This window comes from Pseudomonas sp. GW822-FHT06B12, assembly GCF_058799675.1.
In genome coordinates this window covers 144463-163131 of sequence record NZ_JBXALR010000013.1, presented here as the reverse complement: position 1 = coordinate 163131, position 18669 = coordinate 144463, and the positions used below count along the sequence as shown (strand labels likewise).

At 60.7% G+C, this 18669-nt stretch carries 13 protein-coding genes; 3 read left to right on the top strand and 10 right to left on the bottom strand.

Annotation, left to right across the window (positions count from 1 at the left end; translation table 11 throughout):
* Positions 1-76: 76 nt before the first annotated feature.
* The 7 genes from mdtD to betI form a co-directional block, all read right to left on the bottom strand.
* Entirely contained in the window at positions 77-1504 is a 1428-nt protein-coding gene (gene mdtD / locus AC1RKH_RS24450) for a multidrug transporter subunit MdtD (RefSeq protein ID WP_493063882.1), read from the bottom strand.
* Positions 1505-1616: 112 nt separating this feature from the next.
* On the bottom strand, positions 1617-2954 hold the full coding sequence (locus tag AC1RKH_RS24445) for a TldD/PmbA family protein (RefSeq protein ID WP_493063883.1): 1338 nt from the start codon (positions 2952-2954) through the stop codon (positions 1617-1619).
* Positions 2954-4396, bottom strand: a complete 1443-nt coding sequence (locus AC1RKH_RS24440) for a TldD/PmbA family protein (protein WP_493063884.1) — start codon at positions 4394-4396, stop codon at positions 2954-2956. The genes AC1RKH_RS24445 and AC1RKH_RS24440 overlap by 1 nt, the downstream gene beginning before the upstream one ends.
* Before the next feature lie 140 nt (positions 4397-4536).
* Positions 4537-5232: an RraA family protein gene (locus tag AC1RKH_RS24435; RefSeq protein WP_019694022.1), complete on the bottom strand. Its 696-nt coding sequence runs from the start codon at positions 5230-5232 to the stop codon at positions 4537-4539.
* A 261-nt stretch (positions 5233-5493) separates the two neighbouring features.
* Positions 5494-7197 carry a choline dehydrogenase gene (betA, locus tag AC1RKH_RS24430; protein WP_493063885.1) on the bottom strand — a complete coding sequence of 568 codons (1704 nt, stop codon included), beginning with the start codon at positions 7195-7197 and terminating at the stop codon, positions 5494-5496.
* Positions 7198-7344: 147 nt separating this feature from the next.
* A complete protein-coding gene (gene betB, locus AC1RKH_RS24425) occupies positions 7345-8817 on the bottom strand; it encodes a betaine-aldehyde dehydrogenase (RefSeq protein ID WP_123426490.1) in 1473 nt (490 codons plus the stop codon).
* A gap of 97 nt (positions 8818-8914) precedes the next feature.
* Complete coding sequence (gene betI, locus AC1RKH_RS24420; RefSeq protein WP_493063886.1) at positions 8915-9520, bottom strand: transcriptional regulator BetI; 606 nt, start codon at positions 9518-9520, stop codon at positions 8915-8917.
* Positions 9521-10002: 482 nt separating this feature from the next.
* Here betI and AC1RKH_RS24415 point away from each other — a divergent pair, with 482 nt between their 5' ends.
* Complete coding sequence (locus tag AC1RKH_RS24415) at positions 10003-11943, top strand: BCCT family transporter (protein ID WP_493063976.1); 1941 nt, start codon at positions 10003-10005, stop codon at positions 11941-11943.
* 186 nt (positions 11944-12129) lie between these two features.
* Here the strand turns inward: AC1RKH_RS24415 and choV are convergent, their stop codons facing one another.
* The 3 genes from choV to AC1RKH_RS24400 form a co-directional block, all read right to left on the bottom strand.
* Complete coding sequence (gene choV / locus AC1RKH_RS24410; protein ID WP_123426493.1) at positions 12130-13308, bottom strand: choline ABC transporter ATP-binding protein; 1179 nt, start codon at positions 13306-13308, stop codon at positions 12130-12132.
* Positions 13305-14150 carry a choline ABC transporter permease subunit gene (gene choW, locus AC1RKH_RS24405; RefSeq protein WP_123426562.1) on the bottom strand — a complete coding sequence of 282 codons (846 nt, stop codon included), beginning with the start codon at positions 14148-14150 and terminating at the stop codon, positions 13305-13307. The genes choV and choW overlap by 4 nt, the downstream gene beginning before the upstream one ends.
* 66 nt (positions 14151-14216) lie before the next feature.
* Complete coding sequence (locus tag AC1RKH_RS24400) at positions 14217-15167, bottom strand: choline ABC transporter substrate-binding protein (protein ID WP_123426494.1); 951 nt, start codon at positions 15165-15167, stop codon at positions 14217-14219.
* Positions 15168-15597: 430 nt separating this feature from the next.
* Between AC1RKH_RS24400 and AC1RKH_RS24395 the strand changes: the two genes are divergently transcribed.
* Together AC1RKH_RS24395 and gbdR are read left to right on the top strand one after the other, a co-directional pair.
* Positions 15598-16974, top strand: coding sequence for an L-serine ammonia-lyase (locus AC1RKH_RS24395; protein WP_493063888.1), 1377 nt, complete (start codon positions 15598-15600; stop codon positions 16972-16974).
* Between the two features lie 525 nt (positions 16975-17499).
* The gene (gbdR, locus tag AC1RKH_RS24390) at positions 17500-18603 is read left to right on the top strand and encodes a choline metabolism transcriptional regulator GbdR (RefSeq protein ID WP_054594388.1); all 1104 of its coding nucleotides are present in this window, start codon (positions 17500-17502) and stop codon (positions 18601-18603) included.
* Positions 18604-18669: the final 66 nt, after the last annotated feature.

Here is an 18669-nt window from a genome sequence, read left to right as displayed (position 1 = left end):
CGGTGGCGATGGTGGTCACGGGACTGGCCTGCAAAACAAAATGTCGCGCAGTGTACCAGCCCTATGGCCATTCGCCCTAAGGCTCGATGTGTTCTTCCGGACGCTTGACGCGCCGTCCGTCTTCCCGCGATAGCTGCGAGAAGATCGTCGCGGCGAGCATTGCCATGATGCCGACGGTCACAAAGGTCAGCTGAAACGCGCCCAACACCGTGTCCACGCCATCATTGCCGACCTCCGCCGTGAAGCCGCCGAGCAGGGCGCCGGCGCAGGCAACGCCGAGACTCAGCGACAGCTGCGCGACCACTGACAGCAGGCTGTTGCCGCTGCTGGCGCTGGCGTCGTCGAGGTCGATCAGGGTCACGGTGTTCATCGCGGTGAACTGCAAGGAGTTGATCGCGCCGAGTATCGCCAGTAGCACCAGCAGCAACCAATAAGGCGTCTGCTCGCTGACCAGGCCCATGCTCGCCAGCATGATCCCCAGCGCCAGCGTGTTGCCGGTGAGCACGATGCGGTAGCCCAGACGTTCGATCAGTGGCCGGGCAATCGACTTGGCGAACATCGCCGCAGCGGCCAGCGGCAACATGCTCATCCCGGCCAGGGACGGCGAGTAGCCCAATGCGACCTGTAGCAGCAACGGCACCAGGAACGGCAGGGCGCCGCTGCCCAGGCGGGCGAACAGGTTGCCGAGAATCCCCACGGCAAAGGTCCGGGTCTTGAACAGCGCCGGTGCGAACAACGGATTGTCGATGTGTCCGGCCCGCAGCCAATAAGCCGCCAGGCACGCCATGCCGCCGAACAGCAGCAACATCACCCGCAAATGTGGCAGGTGCAGCTCGCCCAGGCCTTCCATGGCAATGGTGATCAGCACCATCGCCGCGCCGAACAGCAGGAAGCCCAAGCCATCGAAGCGCGTGCGCTCACTGCCCCGCAGGTCCGGAATGAATTTCCATACCGCGTAGCAACCGACCAACCCGACCGGCAGGTTGATCAGGAAGATCCAGTGCCAGGTCAGGTATTGCACCATCCAGCCGCCCATGGTCGGGCCGATCAGCGGCCCGAGCAGGCCGGGAATGGTGATGAAACCCATGATCCGCACCAGTTCCGAACGCGGATACGCGCGTAGTACCACCAGTCGCCCGACCGGCAGCATCAACGCGCCGCCCAGGCCCTGAATCACCCGGGCGCCGACCAGCATGCTCAAAGTGCTGGAGAGCGCACAGAGCAAGGAGCCGAGGCTGAACAACAGGATCGCGCCGAAGAAGATTTTCCGGGTGCCGAAGCGGTCGGCGATCCAGCCCGACGCCGGAATCAGCAAGGCGACCGTGAGCATGTAGGCGATGATCACGCCCTGCATGCGCAGTGGGTCTTCGGCCAGGTCGCGGGCCATGGCGGGGAGGGCGGTGTTGAGGATGGTCCCATCGAGGGACTGCATGAAAAACGCAATTGCCACCACCCAGGGGACCCAACGGGCGGTGATTGCGTCAAGAGCCGGGCGGTTGGGCATGGGACCTCGTGTGAGAGTGAGTCAGGTAGTCCGTGGTGGCTTCATCGCGAGCAGGCTCGCTCCCACATGGACGGTGAATATCCTGTGGGAGCGAGCTTGCTCGCGATGCTTTTTACAGGGTCAAGGTCAGGCGGCTGACCAGCGCTCCCGGCAACAACGCTGAAGCCGTGGCCCGTTGGCTGTAGGTGCTGGCCGACAAAATCAGCTCACGCTCGCTGGTCAGTGCTTCCAGCTGCGAACCGAGCAGGCTGTAGGCGCTGTCATCGAAGCGCATGGTGCTGACCGGTGCCTGAATCTCGCCGTTCTCGACCCAGAAGGTCGCGAAACGGGTCATGCCGGTCAGGCGTGCGGCCGGCTGGTCCGAGTAGTTCAGATACCACAGGTTGCTGATGTACAAGCCGGTGCCGAGCTGCTTGAGGATCTCGGCTTCCGGCAACGCACCGGCGGCCATGTTCAAGGCACTTGGCGATTCACCGCCGCTGGCGCCGTTGGCGGTCAGGCCGTATTCGGCGGCGCTGCGCGAGCCCACCAGCCGCTCACCAGCCTTGCCCGCAACGATCAAGCCGAGATCGCTGCGCGGGTAGCCTTCGCCGGAGAACGCCGGGCTCAGGGAACCACTGACTTTTTCATCCAGCGAGAGCAGCGCGCTGAACGCGCTATCACCCGCGTAGAGTTTTTGCAGCGGGCTGCTTTTACTGGCAATCGACTGCGCAGAGAAACCACCCCAGCAGAGCATGCCGACGATTTCTTCCAGCGCCGCCGGCGCCAGATAGGCACGGTACTGACCCGGCGCCAACGTGCGCAGTGGCCGCCCCAAAAACTCCAACTGTTGACGGGCCTGCTGGAAGCGTTTGGCGAAACCTTCGCTGTTCCAGTCGTGCCCGGCGTAGCTGGCTTTCACCGCTTGGCCGTTGGCATGGAACAGGCTGAAATCGAAGTTGAAGCTGTTGGCCTGATGCCAGCCAAAGGCGCCGGACGAACTGGCGAAACCCCGGCTGATCGGCCCGGCGGCGTAGAAACCGACCAGATCGAGGCCTTCGGCGGCGCGGGCGATTTCGGCGATCACCTGCTCGGTGTCCGGCAATGGGTGATCCTGCACATTCTTGCTCTGCCAGTCCGTGTGGTTAAGCAGCAGATACGGATCCTGCGGCAACAACGGTAGAGTCTCGCGCAGCTGTTGCAGGCCTTCGGCCAGGCGCTGAAGGTCAACCTCGGGATCACCGGCGAGGGTGATGCTCAGGTCCGCGTGCCGACCGTCATCGATCAGTTTGAAACCCAGGCTGGCCTGCTGAACCTGGCCAGCCTGACGCACTTTGGCGTGGTTGAAGCGCACGAACGCCGACGATTCGGCGGCGTAGCTCAAGGTGAATTGCTCAGGCTCGCGCAGGGCATCGCGCAACCAGGCCACCAGTCCTTTGAATTGCTCGACCTGACTCAATACCGTCGCCATCAGGCGTCTCCCCCAAACACGTCAATGTTGCTGAACACGCAGGCCGGCGAGGCATGGCCGACGCGGATTACCTGGTTCGGTTCGCCCTTGCCGCAGTTCGGCGTGCCCAGCACCTTGAAGGTGCTGACGTCGCCAACGGCACTGAGATTGCGCCAGAACTGCGCGGAAATGCCCCGGTAATTCGGGTTCTTCACCACGCCTTTGAGTTCGCCGTTTTCAATCAACTGACCCCACTCGCAGCCGAACTGGAATTTATTCCGTGCGTCGTCAATTGACCATGAGCGATTAGTCGACATCAGCACGCCGTGCTCGATGCCGCCGATCAACTGTTCCAGCGGTTGGTTGCCTGGCTCGATGTTGAGGTTGGCCATGCGGTCGATGGGCGGCCGGTTCCAGCCGCAGGCGCGGCTGTTGGCGACGCCGTCGAGGCCTGCACGGAATTGCGACAGCGCACCGCCCAGTGGACGGATCAGCAAACCCTCGCGGATCAGGAATTGTTTGCTCGCAGCCGTGCCGTCGTCGTCATGGCCGTAGCTGGCGAGCTGCTCGGGAATGTCCGGGTCGAAGGTCACGTTGAGCAGTTTGGAGCCGTATTGCAGGCTGCCGAAGTCACTGGTTTTGACGAAGCTGGTGCCGGCGTAGTTGCGCTCGTCGCCGAGGATGCGGTCCAGTTCCAGCGGGTGGCCGATGGATTCGTGGATCTGCAGCATCATCTGGTCCGGCATCAGCAGCAGGTCGCGTTTGCCTTGCGGGGTGTTCGGTGCCAGCAGCAATTGCAGCGCCTGATCGGCAACGGTCGGCCCGGCGCCGATCAGTCCGCAACGGCTGATCACGTCCGCGCCGCCTTGCTGGCCGAAGTTCTCGCGGCCCAGGCTGCGGGTCTGGCTGTCGTTGCCGTCATAAGCGGTGACATCCAGCCCTGGGTAGACGAAGCGTTGCGCCTGACGCAGTTCGGCGCCGGCGCTGTTGAGGTAGATCTGCTCGACGTGCGTGATGCCGATGCTGACCTGCCAGTTCACCAGTCGCTCGTCCTTGGGCACGGCGGCGGATTCGGCGCCGAGCAGTTGGTAGCAATCGCTGAGGGACGGGAAGGGTTGTGCAAGATCCGGTGACAGGTAATCGGCGCGATCGCTGGAAACCGGCTGCTGGCGCAGGTCGAGCAGGGCGTGGGCAGCGATCGAGCGGGCCTGTTGTTCGGCGCGGTCGAGGGCGGCTTGCAGGCCTGATGGCGACAGGTCGTTGGTCGCGGCGTAGGCTTCGACGCCATTGACTCGTGCGGTCAGCATCGCGCCTTCGTCACGGCTCAGGTGTGGCGGCTCCGCAACGTTCTTGCGTACCGACAGGTACTGACCCGACTCGCGCACATAACGCAGCGAAAAGAATTCAGCGCCCGTGCGCAGAGCAGCGAAACGCTGCTTGAGCTGGGGGTGGAAATCGAACATGCGGGGACCTCCCTATTTAGATCGTTCCCATGCTCCGCGTGGGAATGCATCAATGGACGCTCTGCGTCCGCTCGTGATCTGTGACGCGGAGCGTCACTGGCTGCATTCCCACGCGGAGCGTGGGAACGATCATCGGTCGGTTAAACCGGGCAACCCTTGGCGCGCAGGATGGCGTCGAAACGATCCGGGTCCAGCGTTCCGGCTTCGATAGCCGCAAGCGTAGCCTTTTCCCGCGCGAGCAGGTCGTGGCAGCGCACCAACAGTTCCGGCAGTTCGCTGCGCGATGCAGCGACTACGCCGTCACCGTCGCCAATCATCAGGTCGCCGGGGGCGACCAGCATGCCGGCGCAGGAGATCGGTACGTTGATTTCGCCGCCACCGTCGGTGCTCGGGCCTCGGTGCACGCCGCCGATGGCATAGGCCGGCAGTTCACCGGTTTGCCACTCGTCGAGGTCACGCAGGGCGCCGTTAATGACCACGCCGACGATCCCGGCCTTGAGGGCCATGGCACGCATGATGCCGCCGAATACGGCGCGGGTCAGGTCGGCACTGCCGTCGATTACCAGCACGTCGCCGGGGCGGGCCATCTGCATGGCTTTGAGGATCATCAGGTTGTCGCCGGGGCGCACGCGAACGGTCAGCGCGCTACCCAGCATCGGCGCATTGCCGTGGAAGGCTTTCAAACCCAGACCACCGACGTTGCGGCCCAGGCAGTCGCTGACAGCGGCGGCGGGGATCTTGCTGAATTCCTTCAACCACTTTGGATCGAGGGGTTCGACGTTTGGATTGATCAGGTAGCCGGTGGGCCATTTGCTCGAAGATACGACATCAAACATGAGTAAGCCTCGTGGCCAGCCAGGTGGCGGCTTGTCGATGGGGGGCGGGGGGTGAAACGTTTGCGCGGTGACTAGATTAGGCCTGCGCGGGGGGTGGGATCAAGGGTGAAGCGGTGTAGGAAGGGGGAGGTGTGTTGTTTGATAGAAAGCCATCGCGAGCAAGCTCGCTCCCACATTGGATTTGCGTCGAACCGCTATTCAGCATTCAACACAGATCAAGTGTGGGAGCGAGCTTGCTCGCGATGCGCCGCAGGCGCGGTGTTACTGCGCGGTAGGACCCACTTCACGCAACGGCTTGCCACGCACCGGGGCGTCGCCCGCGACGTAGTACTTGGCCTTGCTGCGTGGCAATGGCTGACGACCACGGATCTTGTCGGCGATTTTCTCGGCCATCATGATCGTGGGTGCGTTCAGATTACCGGTGGTGATCAGCGGCATGATCGAGGCATCGACCACACGCAGACCCTGCATCCCGTGGACGCGACCCTGACCATCGACCACGGCCATTTCGTCGGTGCCCATTTTGCACGAGCAGGACGGATGGAACGCGGTTTCGGCGTGTTCACGGATGAACTTGTCGAGTTGCTCGTCGGTTTGCACGTCGATGCCTGGGCTCAACTCGCGACCACGGAAAGCGTCGAGTGCCGGCTGCTGCATGATTTCACGGGTCAGGCGGATGCCGTCACGGAATTCCTGCCAGTCTTGCTCGGTGGCCATGTAGTTGAACAGGATGCTCGGGTGCTGGCGCGGATCCTTGGATTTAACCTGGATGCGGCCACGGCTTGGCGAACGCATGGAGCCCATGTGCGCCTGGAAGCCGTGCTCTTTAACACCGTTGCTGCCGTTGTAGTTAATCGCTACCGGCAGGAAGTGGTACTGAATGTTCGGCCATTCGAAATCCGGACGCGTGCGGATAAAACCGCCGGCTTCGAACTGGTTGCTGGCGCCGATACCGGTGCCGTTGAACAACCACTCGGCGCCAATGGCCGGCTGGTTGTACCAGAGCAGCGACGGGTACAGCGAAACCGGCTGGGTGCACGCGTATTGCAGGTACAGCTCCAGGTGGTCCTGCAGGTTCTCGCCGACGCCTGGCAGGTCGTGAACCACGGGAATGTCCAGGCTTTTGAGCAGCTTGGCCGGGCCGACGCCGGAGCGTTGGAGGATCTGCGGCGAAGCAATCGCGCCGCTGCACAGCAACACTTCTTTGCGTGCACGGGCTTCAACGGGCTCTTCGGCGCTGCCCACCAGGTAACGTACGCCGACCGCACGTTTACCTTCGAACAGAATCTTGTCGGTCAGGGCGTGGGTGACGATGTTCAGGGTCGAACGCTTTTTGGCGATGTCCAGGTAACCGCGAGCGGTGCTGGAGCGACGGCCTTTAGGCGTCACGGTACGGTCCATCGGGCCGAAACCTTCTTGCTGGTAGCCGTTCAGGTCCTCGGTACGCGGGTAACCGGCCTGCACGCCTGCTTCAACCATCGCGTGGAACAGCGGGTTGTTGCCGGCTTTAGGGGTGGTCACGCTGACCGGACCTTCGCCGCCGTGGTAGTCGTTCGCGCCGATGTCCCGGGTTTCAGCTTTGCGGAAATACGGCAGGCAGTCCAGGTAGGTCCAGTCTTCCAGGCCAGGGTTTTTCGCCCAGCCGTCGTAGTCCATGGCGTTACCGCGGATGTAGCACATGCCATTGATCAGCGAAGAACCGCCCAGGCCCTTGCCGCGACCGCATTCCATCCGGCGGCCGTCCATGTATGGCTCTGGATCGGTCTCGTAGGCCCAGTTGTAGCGACGGCCTTGTAGTGGGAACGCCAGTGCCGCAGGCATTTGCGTGCGGAAGTCGAAACGGTAGTCCGGGCCGCCGGCTTCGAGCAGCAGGACGGTGACGCCTGCGTCTTCAGTCAGACGGGTCGCCAGGGTGTTACCGGCAGAGCCGGCCCCGATGATGATGTAGTCGTATTCCTGGGACATTGAATGCACCCTCTTTTGAAGTTGGTCAGGTCATGGCGAGTGCTGCGCACTCGATCGCGAGCAAGCTCGCTCCCACATTGGAATGAGGACTCCTGTGGGAGCGAGCTTGCTCGCGATGGCGGCCTCGCGGGCGAAGCAGATGCCGCCTTAGAAAACCGAGGCGTAATCGCCCAGCTCGACCTGTACCGATTTGATGCGGGTGAAGTTGTTCAGCGAGCTGATGCCGTTCTCACGGCCCACGCCCGACTGCTTGTAGCCGCCGACCGGCATCTTGGCGTCGGACTCGCCCCAGGCGTTGATCCAGCAGATACCGGCTTCCAGTTGATGAATCACGCGGTGAGCGCGGTTCAGGTCCTTGGTGACGACGCCGGCGGCCAGGCCGAACTCGGTGTCGTTGGCGCGACGGATCACTTCTTCTTCGGTTTCGTAAGTCAGGATGCTCATCACCGGGCCGAAGATTTCTTCGCGAACGATGGTCATCTCGTCGGTGCAGTCGGTGAACACGGTCGGTGCCACGAAGGCGCCTTTGGCGAATTCGCCTTCGGTCAGACGATCACCGCCGCACAGCAGGCGAGCGCCTTCTTCCTTACCTTTGGCGATGTAGCCGAGCACGCTTTCCATATGGGCGAAGCTGACCAGCGGGCCGAAGTTGGTGTTTTCGTCTTCCGGGTTGCCGACGCGAATGCGCGCAACGCGCTCAACGATCTTGGCTTCGAAAGCGGCTTTCAGGTGGCTCGGTACGAACACGCGAGTGCCGTTGGTGCAGACCTGACCGGAGCTGTAGAAGTTGGCCATCATCGCGGTGTCGGCGGCGCGATCGAGGTCGGCGTCGTCGAAAATGATCAGTGGGGATTTGCCGCCCAGTTCCATGGTCACGTCTTTCAAGGACGAGCCAGAAGCGCTGGCCATGACCTTCTTGCCGGTGTCGGTACCGCCAGTGAACGAGATTTTTTCGATGCGTGGGTGCTCGGTCAGCCAGGTGCCGACTTCACGGCCGCTGCCGGTCAGAACGTTGAACACGCCCGCTGGCAGGCCTGCTTCGGTGTAGATTTCAGCCAGTTTCAGGGTCGTCAGGGAAGTGACTTCGCTTGGCTTGAAGATCATCGCGTTACCGGCCGCCAGGGCTGGAGCGGATTTCCACAGAGCGATCTGGATCGGGTAGTTCCACGCGCCGATACCGGCCACGATGCCCAGTGGCTCGCGACGGGTGTAAACGAACGACGTGGTGCGCAGCGGGATTTGCTCGCCTTCGATGGCTGGCACCAGGCCTGCGTAGTATTCCAGTACGTCAGCGCCGGTGACGATGTCGACGTAGCGGGTTTCGGAGTACGCCTTGCCGGTGTCCAGGGTTTCCAGGGCGGCCAGTTCATCGTTGCGCTCGCGCAGGATCTCAACGGCACGGCGCAGGATGCGCGAACGCTCCATGGCGGTCATCGCGGCCCAGATTTTCTGGCCCTTTTCGGCGCTGACGACAGCGCGTTCGACGTCGGCGAAGGTTGCACGTTGCACTGTGGCGAGAACTTCACCGTTAGCCGGGTTGATGGCTTCGAAGGTGGCGTCGCCGCTGGCGTCGGAGTAACCGCCGTCGATGTAAAGTTTTTGCAGTTCGAAACGGGCCATAGAGTCCTCGCAAGTGCATAAAGTTGTTGGCGTTAACCACTGGGCGTGCCGTAAAGCCTGGGCATCGCTGATCAGTAGCCGTTCAGGGGCCGAGCGGTTATGTGTGCTCCAGCAGCTCCTGCTTAGCCAGTTGGATATCCATATATTCGTAAGCGATTCGTTGCGCCTGCTCGGTGTCGAAAGCGTCTCCCGACAGCGCGCCGCGTAACCACAAACCGTCAATCAGGGCCGCCAGCCCGCGTGCTGCGCTGCGTGCCTGATCAAGCGGCAGCACTCGGCGGAACTCGCAGCACAGGTTGGAATACAGGCGGTGATCGTTGATCCGCTGCAACCTGTGTAAAGACGGTTGGTGCATGCTGGTTGCCCAGAAGGCCAACCAGGTTTTCATTGCCGGGCCATTGACCTGGCTGGCGTCGAAGTTGCCTTCGATAATCACCTGAAGATGAGCCCGCGGGCTGTTATCTCCCAGCGCCTGGCGGCGCGCGGTGACGTTCTCGCTGAGGACACTCATCAGGTACCGCATCGTGGCGGCGATCAGGCCATTCTTGTCCTGAAAATAGTGACTGATGATGCCATTCGAGACACCGGCCAAACGGGCGATCAGCGCAATGCTGGCGTCCCCCATTCCAACCTGATCGACGGCCAGCAAAGTGGCTTCGATCAACTGCTGACGGCGGATGGGTTGCATACCGACCTTGGGCATCTTGCACATCTCCTTAGGCCTCCCGGTGGACGAAAAACGGCTACCGGATTGAAGGCCAGTCTATTTTGTTTTGATTGAACGTTCAATCAACAAAGAATAAGATCTGCGACAAATCGTCGCTGCCTACAGGTTTTTCCTACGTGTGGTTGGCGGAAAAACGACATCCGAAAATGCTCGAAACCCGCACGGGGCATGCTGCGAACCGATTGCAATGGACGTGTTGAATGGGCAAGACGCTCAGGGTCATGCGCTGCGTCATGTACGCGCGCGCGATCGTCGAGGTCGGTTTTCAACGCTGCTGCCGCGGTTTCGGGCTTTTTTCGGGGTGTCTTTATATCACCCGCAGGTCGGCTGCCAACTAACCGATTGGTCGGGTACTGCTTTGCCTTGTGTCTTTCTCTCGCACTGCCTGGAGCATCTGTGCAATGAGTTCTGCCTCTCTTATAAAGACCCCACCCGATAAGGTGACGGTCAACGGTTGGGTGTTCTACACCTCGACCGCATTGATCCTGCTGCTGACTGCCATCCTCATCGCCGCGCCGCAAGAAGCCGGGAGAATGCTGGGGATCGCTCAGGCCTGGTTGTCGCGCAGCTTCGGCTGGTACTACATGGTGGTGATCGCTGCCTATCTGGTATTCGTCGTCGGTCTGGCGTTTTCGTCCTACGGCAAGCTCAAACTGGGCAGCAAGGACGACACTCCGGACTTCAGCTATGGCGCCTGGGCCGGGATGCTGTTCTCGTCCGGTATCGGTATCTCGCTGCTGTACTTCGGTGCATCCGAACCGTTGGATCACTACTTCAATCCGCCGGAAGGCGTGGCGGGCAGCAACCTGGCAGCGCGTCAGGCGGTGCAACTGACGTTCCTGCATTGGGGTTTGCATGGCTGGGCGATCTACGCCTTGGTCGGCTTGGCCGTGGCGTACTTTGCTTACCGTCATAACCAGCCGCTGGCGCTGCGTTCGGCGCTGTATCCGCTGGTGGGCGAGCGTTGGGTCAAAGGTGCGGCCGGTCATGCGGTAGACGGCTTTGGCATGTTCGTGACCCTGCTGGGTCTGGTGACCAACCTGGGGATTGGCTCGCTGCAAGTGTCGTCGGGTCTTGAGAACCTGTTCGGCATGGAGCACAGCAACACCAACCTGCTGATCGTGATCATCGTGATGAGCACCGTGGCGACCATCGCCGCCGTGTCGGGCGTGGAAAACGGCATCCGCCGTCTGTCCAACCTGAACATCGTGCTGTTCAGCGGCCTGCTGATTTTCGTGCTGCTGTTCGGCCCGACCCTGCACCTGCTCAACGGCTTCGTGCAGAACATCGGTGACTACCTGAACGGCGTGGTGCTGAAGACCTTCGACCTGTATGTGTACGAAGCCGACAACGCCAAATCCGAGCGCTGGTTGGGCCTGTGGACCCTGTTCTACTGGGCCTGGTGGATTTCCTGGGCGCCATTCGTGGGCATGTTCATCGCGCGTATTTCCCGCGGTCGTACCGTACGTGAACTGGTGGCCGGCGTGCTGCTGATTCCACTGGGCTTCACTTTGGCCTGGTTGTCGATCTTCGGTAACTCGGCGCTGGATCTGGTGATGAACCATGGGGCGGTGGAGCTCGGGAAGACTGCGCTGGAACAGCCGTCCATGGCGATCTACCAGCTGCTTGAGCATTACCCGGCGTCGAAAATCGTGATCGGCGTGTCGATCTTTGTCGGTTTCGTGTTGTTCCTGACCCCGGCCGACTCTGGCGCGGTGATGATGGCGAACCTGTCCTGCAAGGGCGGCAACGTCGACGAAGACGCCCCGCACTGGCTGCGGATCTTCTGGTCGGTGGTGATCACGCTGGTGACCATTGGCCTGCTGTTCGCCGGTAACTTCGAAGCCATGCAAACCATGGTAGTGCTGGCCGGTCTGCCGTTCTCGGTGGTGCTGGTGTTCTTCATGTTCGGCTTGCACAAGGCCATGCGCCAGGACGTGCAGATCGAGCACGAACAAGCCGAATTGGCAGCGCGTGGTCGTCGTGGTTTCAGCGAGCGTTTGACTCAGCTGGATCTGCAACCGAGCCAGTCGATCGTTCAGCGTTTCATGGACAAGCACGTCAGCCCGGCGCTGGAAGATGCGGCGGCGCAATTGCGTACCCAGGGTCTGGATGTTCAGACATTGCTGGGTAAAGCCAAGCGTTGCATGGGCGTGCGAATCGAGATGGAAGAGGGCAACCCTTTTGTCTACGAAGTGAGCCTGGACGGCTATCTGGCGGCGCCGAGCGAATCGCCGAACCCGGATGAAGCGCGCACGCGTTACTACCGAGCCGAGGTGTACCTGCACAACGGCAGTCAGGAGTACGACTTGATGGGCTTCACTCAGGATCAGATCACCCGTGATGTGCTCGATCAGTTTGAAAGCCATCGGCAGCTCCTGGGCCGTGTCTATAGCTAAGACTTGAGTGACGCGGTGCAATTGATGCACCGCAATCCTTGTGGGAGCGAGCTTGCTCGCGATGAGGGCATAACAGTCAGCATCAATGTTGACTGACCCACCGCCATCGCGAGCAAGCTCGCTCCCACAGGTTCTGCGTACTAACAAAAACGCCGCGATCCTCGCGGCGTTTTTGTGTCTGCTGTCTTACCCCAGGTTCTTGCCGAGCAGTGCGTGGTACAGCTCGCTGTCGCCGAGAATCCCCACCACATGGTTGTTGTCGTGCAGCACCAGCTTGTTGCCGGTCTGATAACGAATCTGCAGCGCATCGCGCATGCCGATGTTCGAGTCCACCAGCGTTGGTCGACGGCCCAGGCCTTCAACGGCTTGCCCCGGTACCCAGTTCTGCAGGTCCAGGCTCGCGCCGTTCTGGCGTGCGCCCTTGATGGTGTTGCCTTCGGCCAGGTCCAGCCACGAGTCGCCGCCCGGATCCAGGCATACAGAGCCGTTGATGCGTTTGCAGTTGTCCAGTGTGCGCATCAGGCTGCGACCGCACAGTACGTTCAGCGGGTTGGTGTGCGCCACGAAGGTCCGCACGTAGTCATCGGCCGGGTTGAGGACGATTTCTTCCGGCTTGCTGTACTGGATGATCCGGCCGTCTTTCATGATCGCGATACGGCTGCCGAGTTTCAGCGCTTCATCGAGGTCGTGACTGACGAAGACGATGGTCTTGTGCAGCTTGCGTTGCAGTTCCAGCAGTTCGTCTTGCAGGCCTTGGCGAATCAACGGGTCGAGTGCCGAGAAGGGTTCATCCATCAGCAGGATGTCGGCGTCCATCGCCAGTGCGCGGGCCAGCCCCACACGCTGCTGCATGCCGCCAGAGAGTTCGTCGGGTTTCTTGTTACGCCATTGGGACAGGCCGACCAGTTCGAGCTTCTCGTCGACTAGTTTGTGGCGTTCCTTCTCGGGACGACCCTGCATTTCGAGGCCGAAGCTGATGTTCTCGCGCACCGTCAGCCAAGGCATCAGGGCGAACTTCTGGAACACCATGGCGATGCGCTTGGTACGCATCATTTTCAGTTCTGCCGGGGTGCAAGAGGCGATGTCGATCTGCCGGCCTTCATGCTCGACGAACAGCTTGCCACGGCTGACCGTGTTCAAGCCGTTGATGCAGCGCAGCAGGCTGGATTTGCCGGAGCCGGAAAGGCCCATCAGTACACAGATTTCGCCTTTCTCGATGTCCAGGCTGGCTTTTTCAACACCAACGATTTGCCCGGTTTTTTTCAGGATCTGGTCACGGGTCATGCCCTGGTCGAGCAGTTTCAGGGCTTCACGCGGGTCCTTGGAGAAGACCACGTCGACCTGATCGAAGCGGATTATGCTCATGCGTCACCCCCTACTTTGGCGTCGGGTTGTTTGCAGATACGGTCGAGCATGATCGCCAGCAGTACGATCGCCAACCCGGCTTCGAAGCCCAGGGCGATATCAGCAGTGTTCAGTGCGTTGACCACGGGTTTGCCCAGGCCATCGGCGCCCACCAGTGCTGCGATCACCACCATCGACAACGACAGCATGATGCACTGGGTGATGCCGGCTGCGATGCTCGGCATCGCGTGGGGCAGTTCAATACGCGAGAGCAGCTGGCGGCGCGAGCAGCCAAAGGCCTTGCCGGCGTCCATCAGTTCTTGCGGCACATCGCGGATGCCCAGGTAGGTCAGACGGATAGGCGCGGCAATCGCGAACACTACCGTTGAAATCAGACCCGGGACCACACCCAGACCGAACAGGGTCAGGGTAGGAATGAGGTACACGAACGTCGGTACGGTCTGCATCAGATCGAGCACCGGACGCATCAGCGTGTAGAACATCGGTTTGTGCGCGGCGACGATGCCCAACGGCACGCCTATTATCACGCAGACGAAGGTGGCGAATAGCACCTGGGCGAGGGTTTCCATGGTTTCCTGCCAGTAACCCAGGTTGAGGATCAGCAGGAAGGAGGCGATGACGAAAGCGGTCAGGCCCCATTTGCGTTGAATGAAGTGGGCTAGCAAGGCGATCAATCCGATCAGTGCCAGCGGGTTGAACCAGGTCAGCGCAAACGTCACGCCGTGGATCATCGTTTCCAGTGTCGTGGCGATCGCATCGAATGTGCTGGCGCCGTGTTTCGTCAGCCATTCTACGAAGGCAGCGATGTACTGGCCTAAAGGGATTTTCTGATCAATCAGCATGGTAGTGAACGTCCGCATGCAAGGAAAAAAACAGCCCGGGCGAGCGAACTCGCCCGGCATCAACAATTACTGTGCAAGCTTGGCTTTCACGGCTTCCAGGCCTGGTTTACCGTCAATGGTGGTCACGCCAGCGAGCCAGGTATCAAGTACCTTTGGATTCTTTTTCAGCCAGGCCTTGGCGGCCGCTTCAGGCTTCATCTTGTCGTCCAGGATGTTGCCCATCAGCGAGCTTTCCATGTCGACGGTGAACTCCAGATTCTTCAGCAACTGGCCAACGTTGCTGCATTCCTGGGTGTAGCCCTTGCGGGTGTTGGTCAGGACGGTTGCCGCACCGAAATCCGGGCCGAAATAATCGTCGCCACCGGTGAGGTACTGGATCTTGAAGCGCTTGTTCATCGGGTGCGGTGCCCAGCCCAGGAACACCACTGCGGTATCACGCTTCTGAGCGCGGTCGACTTGCGAGAGCATGCCGGCCTCACTGGACTCAACCACCTTGAAACCGGCGTCTTTGAGACCGAAGGCGTTCTTGTCGATCATACTCTGGATCAGGCGGTTGCCATCGTTACCCGGCTCGATGCCATAGATTTTGCCGTCGAGTTCTTTCTTGAATTTGGTTATATCGGCGAAGTCATGCAGACCTTTGTCGTAAAGCGCTTGTGGCACCGCCAGGGTGTACTTGGCGCCTTTGAGGTTGGTGCGCACGGTTTCCACGGTGCCCGCATCGCGGTAGGCCTTGATGTCGTTTTCCATGGTCGGCATCCAGTTGCCGAGGAACACGTCCATGTTCTTGCCGTCAGCCAGGGACTTGTAGGTCACCGGCACGGAAATCATGGTGGTCTTGGTCTTGTAGCCCAACGCGTCGAGCACGACGCTGGTGGTCGCCGTTGTAGCGGTGATGTCGGTCCAGCCGACATCGGAGAAGTTTACGGTGCTGCACTGTGCCGGTTCTGTGGCGTGAGCCAGAAGCGGCAGACTCAGCATGGCGGCCAACAACAACGACGGGGAACCTATTTTCATGGGTGGACTCCTGAGTGTTTTTTTGGGCGGTGTTCTGACCGCACTTATGTGTGTTGCGGTTGGTCGGCGTGTGAAGACTGCTCTACCACGGCGCCGTGCAATCGAGTCGAGACTGATCATGGACCAGTGAAATTCTGACGCCTACAGGGTGCGTCGTATCCAGTACAGGGATGGTCGCATCCAGTGTCGGTGAGGTCGTTTACAGCTTTATTCAGCGCTTTTTAGTCCTCTGAACCGTAAAAAAACGGCCAAAACGTGCCGTCTGCGGCCGGCGGCGTTGGTGGGCATGGGTACGTCGGTGTGAGACGTCGAGCGACATCGCAAAAGCCTGATGATGCGGTCAGATCAAAGGGTTGCCGCTTGAGCGTAGCAGCTCCGCCACCGGGCGTTTTGGCGTCTGGAATATGCTCACCGAGGAGTCTCGCACGTCATGGCTATCAGTGTTTTCGACCTGTTCAAAATCGGCATTGGCCCCTCTAGCTCGCACACCGTCGGGCCGATGCGCGCCGCGGCGTTGTTCGTCGAAGCGCTACGCGAGAAGGTGCTGCTGGAACAGGTGCACCGGATCGAAGTCCAGCTGTTCGGTTCGTTGTCGGCCACTGGTATCGGTCACGGCAGCGACAACGCGGTGATCATGGGGCTGATGGGCGAATGGCCGGACGCGATCGACCCGTCGCAAATCGGCGTTCGCATCGACACCTTGCGTGAAACCCATACGCTGTTGCTCGACGGTCGCTTGCCGGTGCCCTTCATCTGGGCGCGTGACATGCGCCTGATCGATGAGAACCTGCCATTCCATCCCAATGCGATGACCCTGGTGGCGGAAGGTGAGCACGGTGAGCTGCATCGCGACACCTACTATTCAGTCGGCGGCGGTTTTGTCGTTGATGAGGCACAGGCCTCAAGCGGCGTGGTCGATCTGGACCGCACCGTGTTGCCTTACGATTTTTCCAGCGCGGCGGAGCTGCTTGCCCTGTGCCAGAAACACAAACTGCGTGTCGCCGAGTTGATGATGGCGAACGAGAAGGTCTGGCGTTCGGAAGAAGAAATCCGCGGCGGTCTGATGAAACTCTGGCGTGCCATGCAGGATTGCGTCGAGCAGGGCCTCAAGCACGAAGGCATCCTGCCTGGTGGTCTGAACGTTCGCCGTCGCGCCGCGAAGTTGCATCGCAGCCTGCAAGAGCTGAACAAGCCTAACGTGATCGGCTCGACCTTGAGTGCCATGGAGTGGGTCAACCTGTTCGCCCTCGCGGTCAACGAAGAAAACGCGGCGGGCGGGCGGATGGTTACGGCACCGACCAACGGCGCGGCCGGGATCATTCCGGCGGTGTTGCACTACTTTATGAAATTCAGTGAGGTGGTGACGGACGCCAATGTCGTCGACTATTTCCTCAGTGCGGCGGCGGTCGGGATTCTGTGTAAAAAGAACGCCTCGATTTCCGGCGCCGAAGTTGGCTGCCAGGGCGAAGTCGGTTCGGCCTGCGCCATGGCGGCGGCCGGGTTGGCGGAGATTCTTGGCGCGACGCCGGAGCAGCTGTGCAACGCGGCGGAAATCGGTCTGGAGCACAACCTCGGCCTGACGTGCGACCCGGTTGGCGGGCTGGTGCAGGTGCCGTGCATCGAGCGCAACGCCATCGCCGCGGTGAAGGCTATCAATGCGGCGCAAATGGCCTTGCGCGGTGACGGCCAGCACTTCATTTCGCTGGACCGGGTGATCCGCACCATGCGCGATACCGGCGCCGACATGCATGACAAATATAAAGAGACCTCGCGCGGCGGGTTGGCTGTCAGCGCGGTTGAGTGCTGAGACCGAGTAGACCCCATCGCGAGCAAGCTCGCTCCCACACTGGTTCTGCGTCGTTCACAAATCCAATGTGGGAGCGAGCTTGCTCGCGATAGCGTTTGACCAGTCAAATCTGCGCGCTAAGTGAACACTGGTCCAAATAAGCGCCACCTTTTAGCGCGTCGCAATCAGGCAACAAATACCCCCGACGGTCGGACGTCATTCAAGGCTCCGACCACTCGTCACCTGTGCCTGGGGTGACACTCTTTCCCGGCTCTTTTGATGCGCTTCCCAAAAGTGCTACCGATTTGCTCACACCCCACGGGGCAGGGCGCCTGCCCGCTAGATAACCCTGACTCATCGACTGAGCTCTGTAGACACATATAGACACATCGCGACGTCGTTTTCAGGAGTTATTGAATGCGCATTCAATTTTAGGCATGGCAATTGCTCTGTCATAACAAAGCCCCGTCTCACGCAAGAGAACGATGGCCATAACAAGAGCCTCCGCCTGAGGCCATCACCCGCTTTGTGTGAGGAGATACCGCGATGACGTCGTTCAACTCCGGGGCTCAACCCCAGAACCGTGCGCCTCAATCCATCGGCTTTTTGCTGCTGGACAATTTCACGCTGATTTCTCTGGCCTCCGCAGTAGAACCCCTGCGTATGGCCAACCAATTGTCCGGTCGCGAGCTGTATCGCTGGAGCACCCTCACCGTCGATGGCGGCCAGGTCTGGGCCAGTGACGGCCTGCAAATCACCCCCGACGCCTCCATGCACAAAGCCCCGCCCCTGGACACCGTTATTGTCTGCGGCGGTATCGGCATTCAACGCACGGTTACCCGTGAACACGTGTCGTGGCTGCAAAGCCAGGCCCGTCAGTCGCGTCGTCTCGGCGCCGTCTGCACCGGCAGCTGGGCCTTGGCCTGCGCAGGTCTGCTGGACGGTTTCGATTGCAGCGTGCACTGGGAGTGTCTGGCCTCGATGCAGGAAGCCTTCCCGCGTGTGGCCATGAGCACTCGCCTGTTCACCCTTGACCGTAACCGTTTCACCAGCTCCGGCGGCACCGCGCCATTGGACATGATGCTGCACCTGATCAGCCGCGATCATGGCCGTGAACTGTCGGCGGCGATTTCGGAAATGTTTGTCTACGAGCGCATTCGTAACGAACAGGATCACCAGCGCGTGCCGCTGAAACACATGCTGGGTACCAATCAGCCGAAGTTGCAGGAAATCGTCGCGCTGATGGAAGCCAACCTTGAAGAACCAATCGACCTCGATGAACTGGCGGTGTATGTCGCCGTGTCACGTCGTCAACTCGAGCGGCTGTTCCAGAAATACCTGCACTGCTCGCCGTCGCGTTACTACCTCAAGCTGCGCCTGATTCGTGCCCGGCAATTGCTCAAGCAAACGCCGATGTCGATCATCGAAGTGGCCTCGGTTTGCGGCTTCGTGTCGACCCCGCACTTCTCCAAGTGCTACCGCGAATACTTCGGCATTCCACCGCGTGACGAGCGCGTCGGTTCCAACACCACCCAACAGGTGGCGATGATGCCGATCCCGCAGGCGCTGGTATTGGCACCGTTGTCCGGGCCGATGTCGGCGTTGAGTCAAGCGCGTAACGAGTCGACATTTGCCAGTGTAAGGCTCTAAACCGCAGCGCCTTCATCGCGAGCAAGCTCGCTCCCACATTGGTTTTGTGTCGTTCACAGAACCAGT

Excerpts from the sequence above, each read along its gene's own strand:
- AC1RKH_RS24440 (WP_493063884.1), bottom strand. The coding sequence starts at position 4,396 with ATGTTCGATTTCCACCCCCAGCTCAAGCAGCGTTTCGCTGCTCTGCGC.
- AC1RKH_RS24395 (WP_493063888.1), top strand. The coding sequence starts at position 15,598 with ATGGCTATCAGTGTTTTCGACCTGTTCAAAATCGGCATTGGCCCCTCT.
- gbdR (WP_054594388.1), top strand. The coding sequence starts at position 17,500 with ATGACGTCGTTCAACTCCGGGGCTCAACCCCAGAACCGTGCGCCTCAA.
- betI (WP_493063886.1), bottom strand. The coding sequence starts at position 9,520 with ATGCCCAAGGTCGGTATGCAACCCATCCGCCGTCAGCAGTTGATCGAA.
- AC1RKH_RS24400 (WP_123426494.1), bottom strand. The coding sequence starts at position 15,167 with ATGAAAATAGGTTCCCCGTCGTTGTTGTTGGCCGCCATGCTGAGTCTG.
- AC1RKH_RS24435 (WP_019694022.1), bottom strand. The coding sequence starts at position 5,232 with ATGTTTGATGTCGTATCTTCGAGCAAATGGCCCACCGGCTACCTGATC.
- choW (WP_123426562.1), bottom strand. The coding sequence starts at position 14,150 with ATGCTGATTGATCAGAAAATCCCTTTAGGCCAGTACATCGCTGCCTTC.
- betA (WP_493063885.1), bottom strand. The coding sequence starts at position 7,197 with ATGTCCCAGGAATACGACTACATCATCATCGGGGCCGGCTCTGCCGGT.
- betB (WP_123426490.1), bottom strand. The coding sequence starts at position 8,817 with ATGGCCCGTTTCGAACTGCAAAAACTTTACATCGACGGCGGTTACTCC.
- AC1RKH_RS24445 (WP_493063883.1), bottom strand. The coding sequence starts at position 2,954 with ATGGCGACGGTATTGAGTCAGGTCGAGCAATTCAAAGGACTGGTGGCC.
- choV (WP_123426493.1), bottom strand. The coding sequence starts at position 13,308 with ATGAGCATAATCCGCTTCGATCAGGTCGACGTGGTCTTCTCCAAGGAC.
- mdtD (WP_493063882.1), bottom strand. The coding sequence starts at position 1,504 with ATGCCCAACCGCCCGGCTCTTGACGCAATCACCGCCCGTTGGGTCCCC.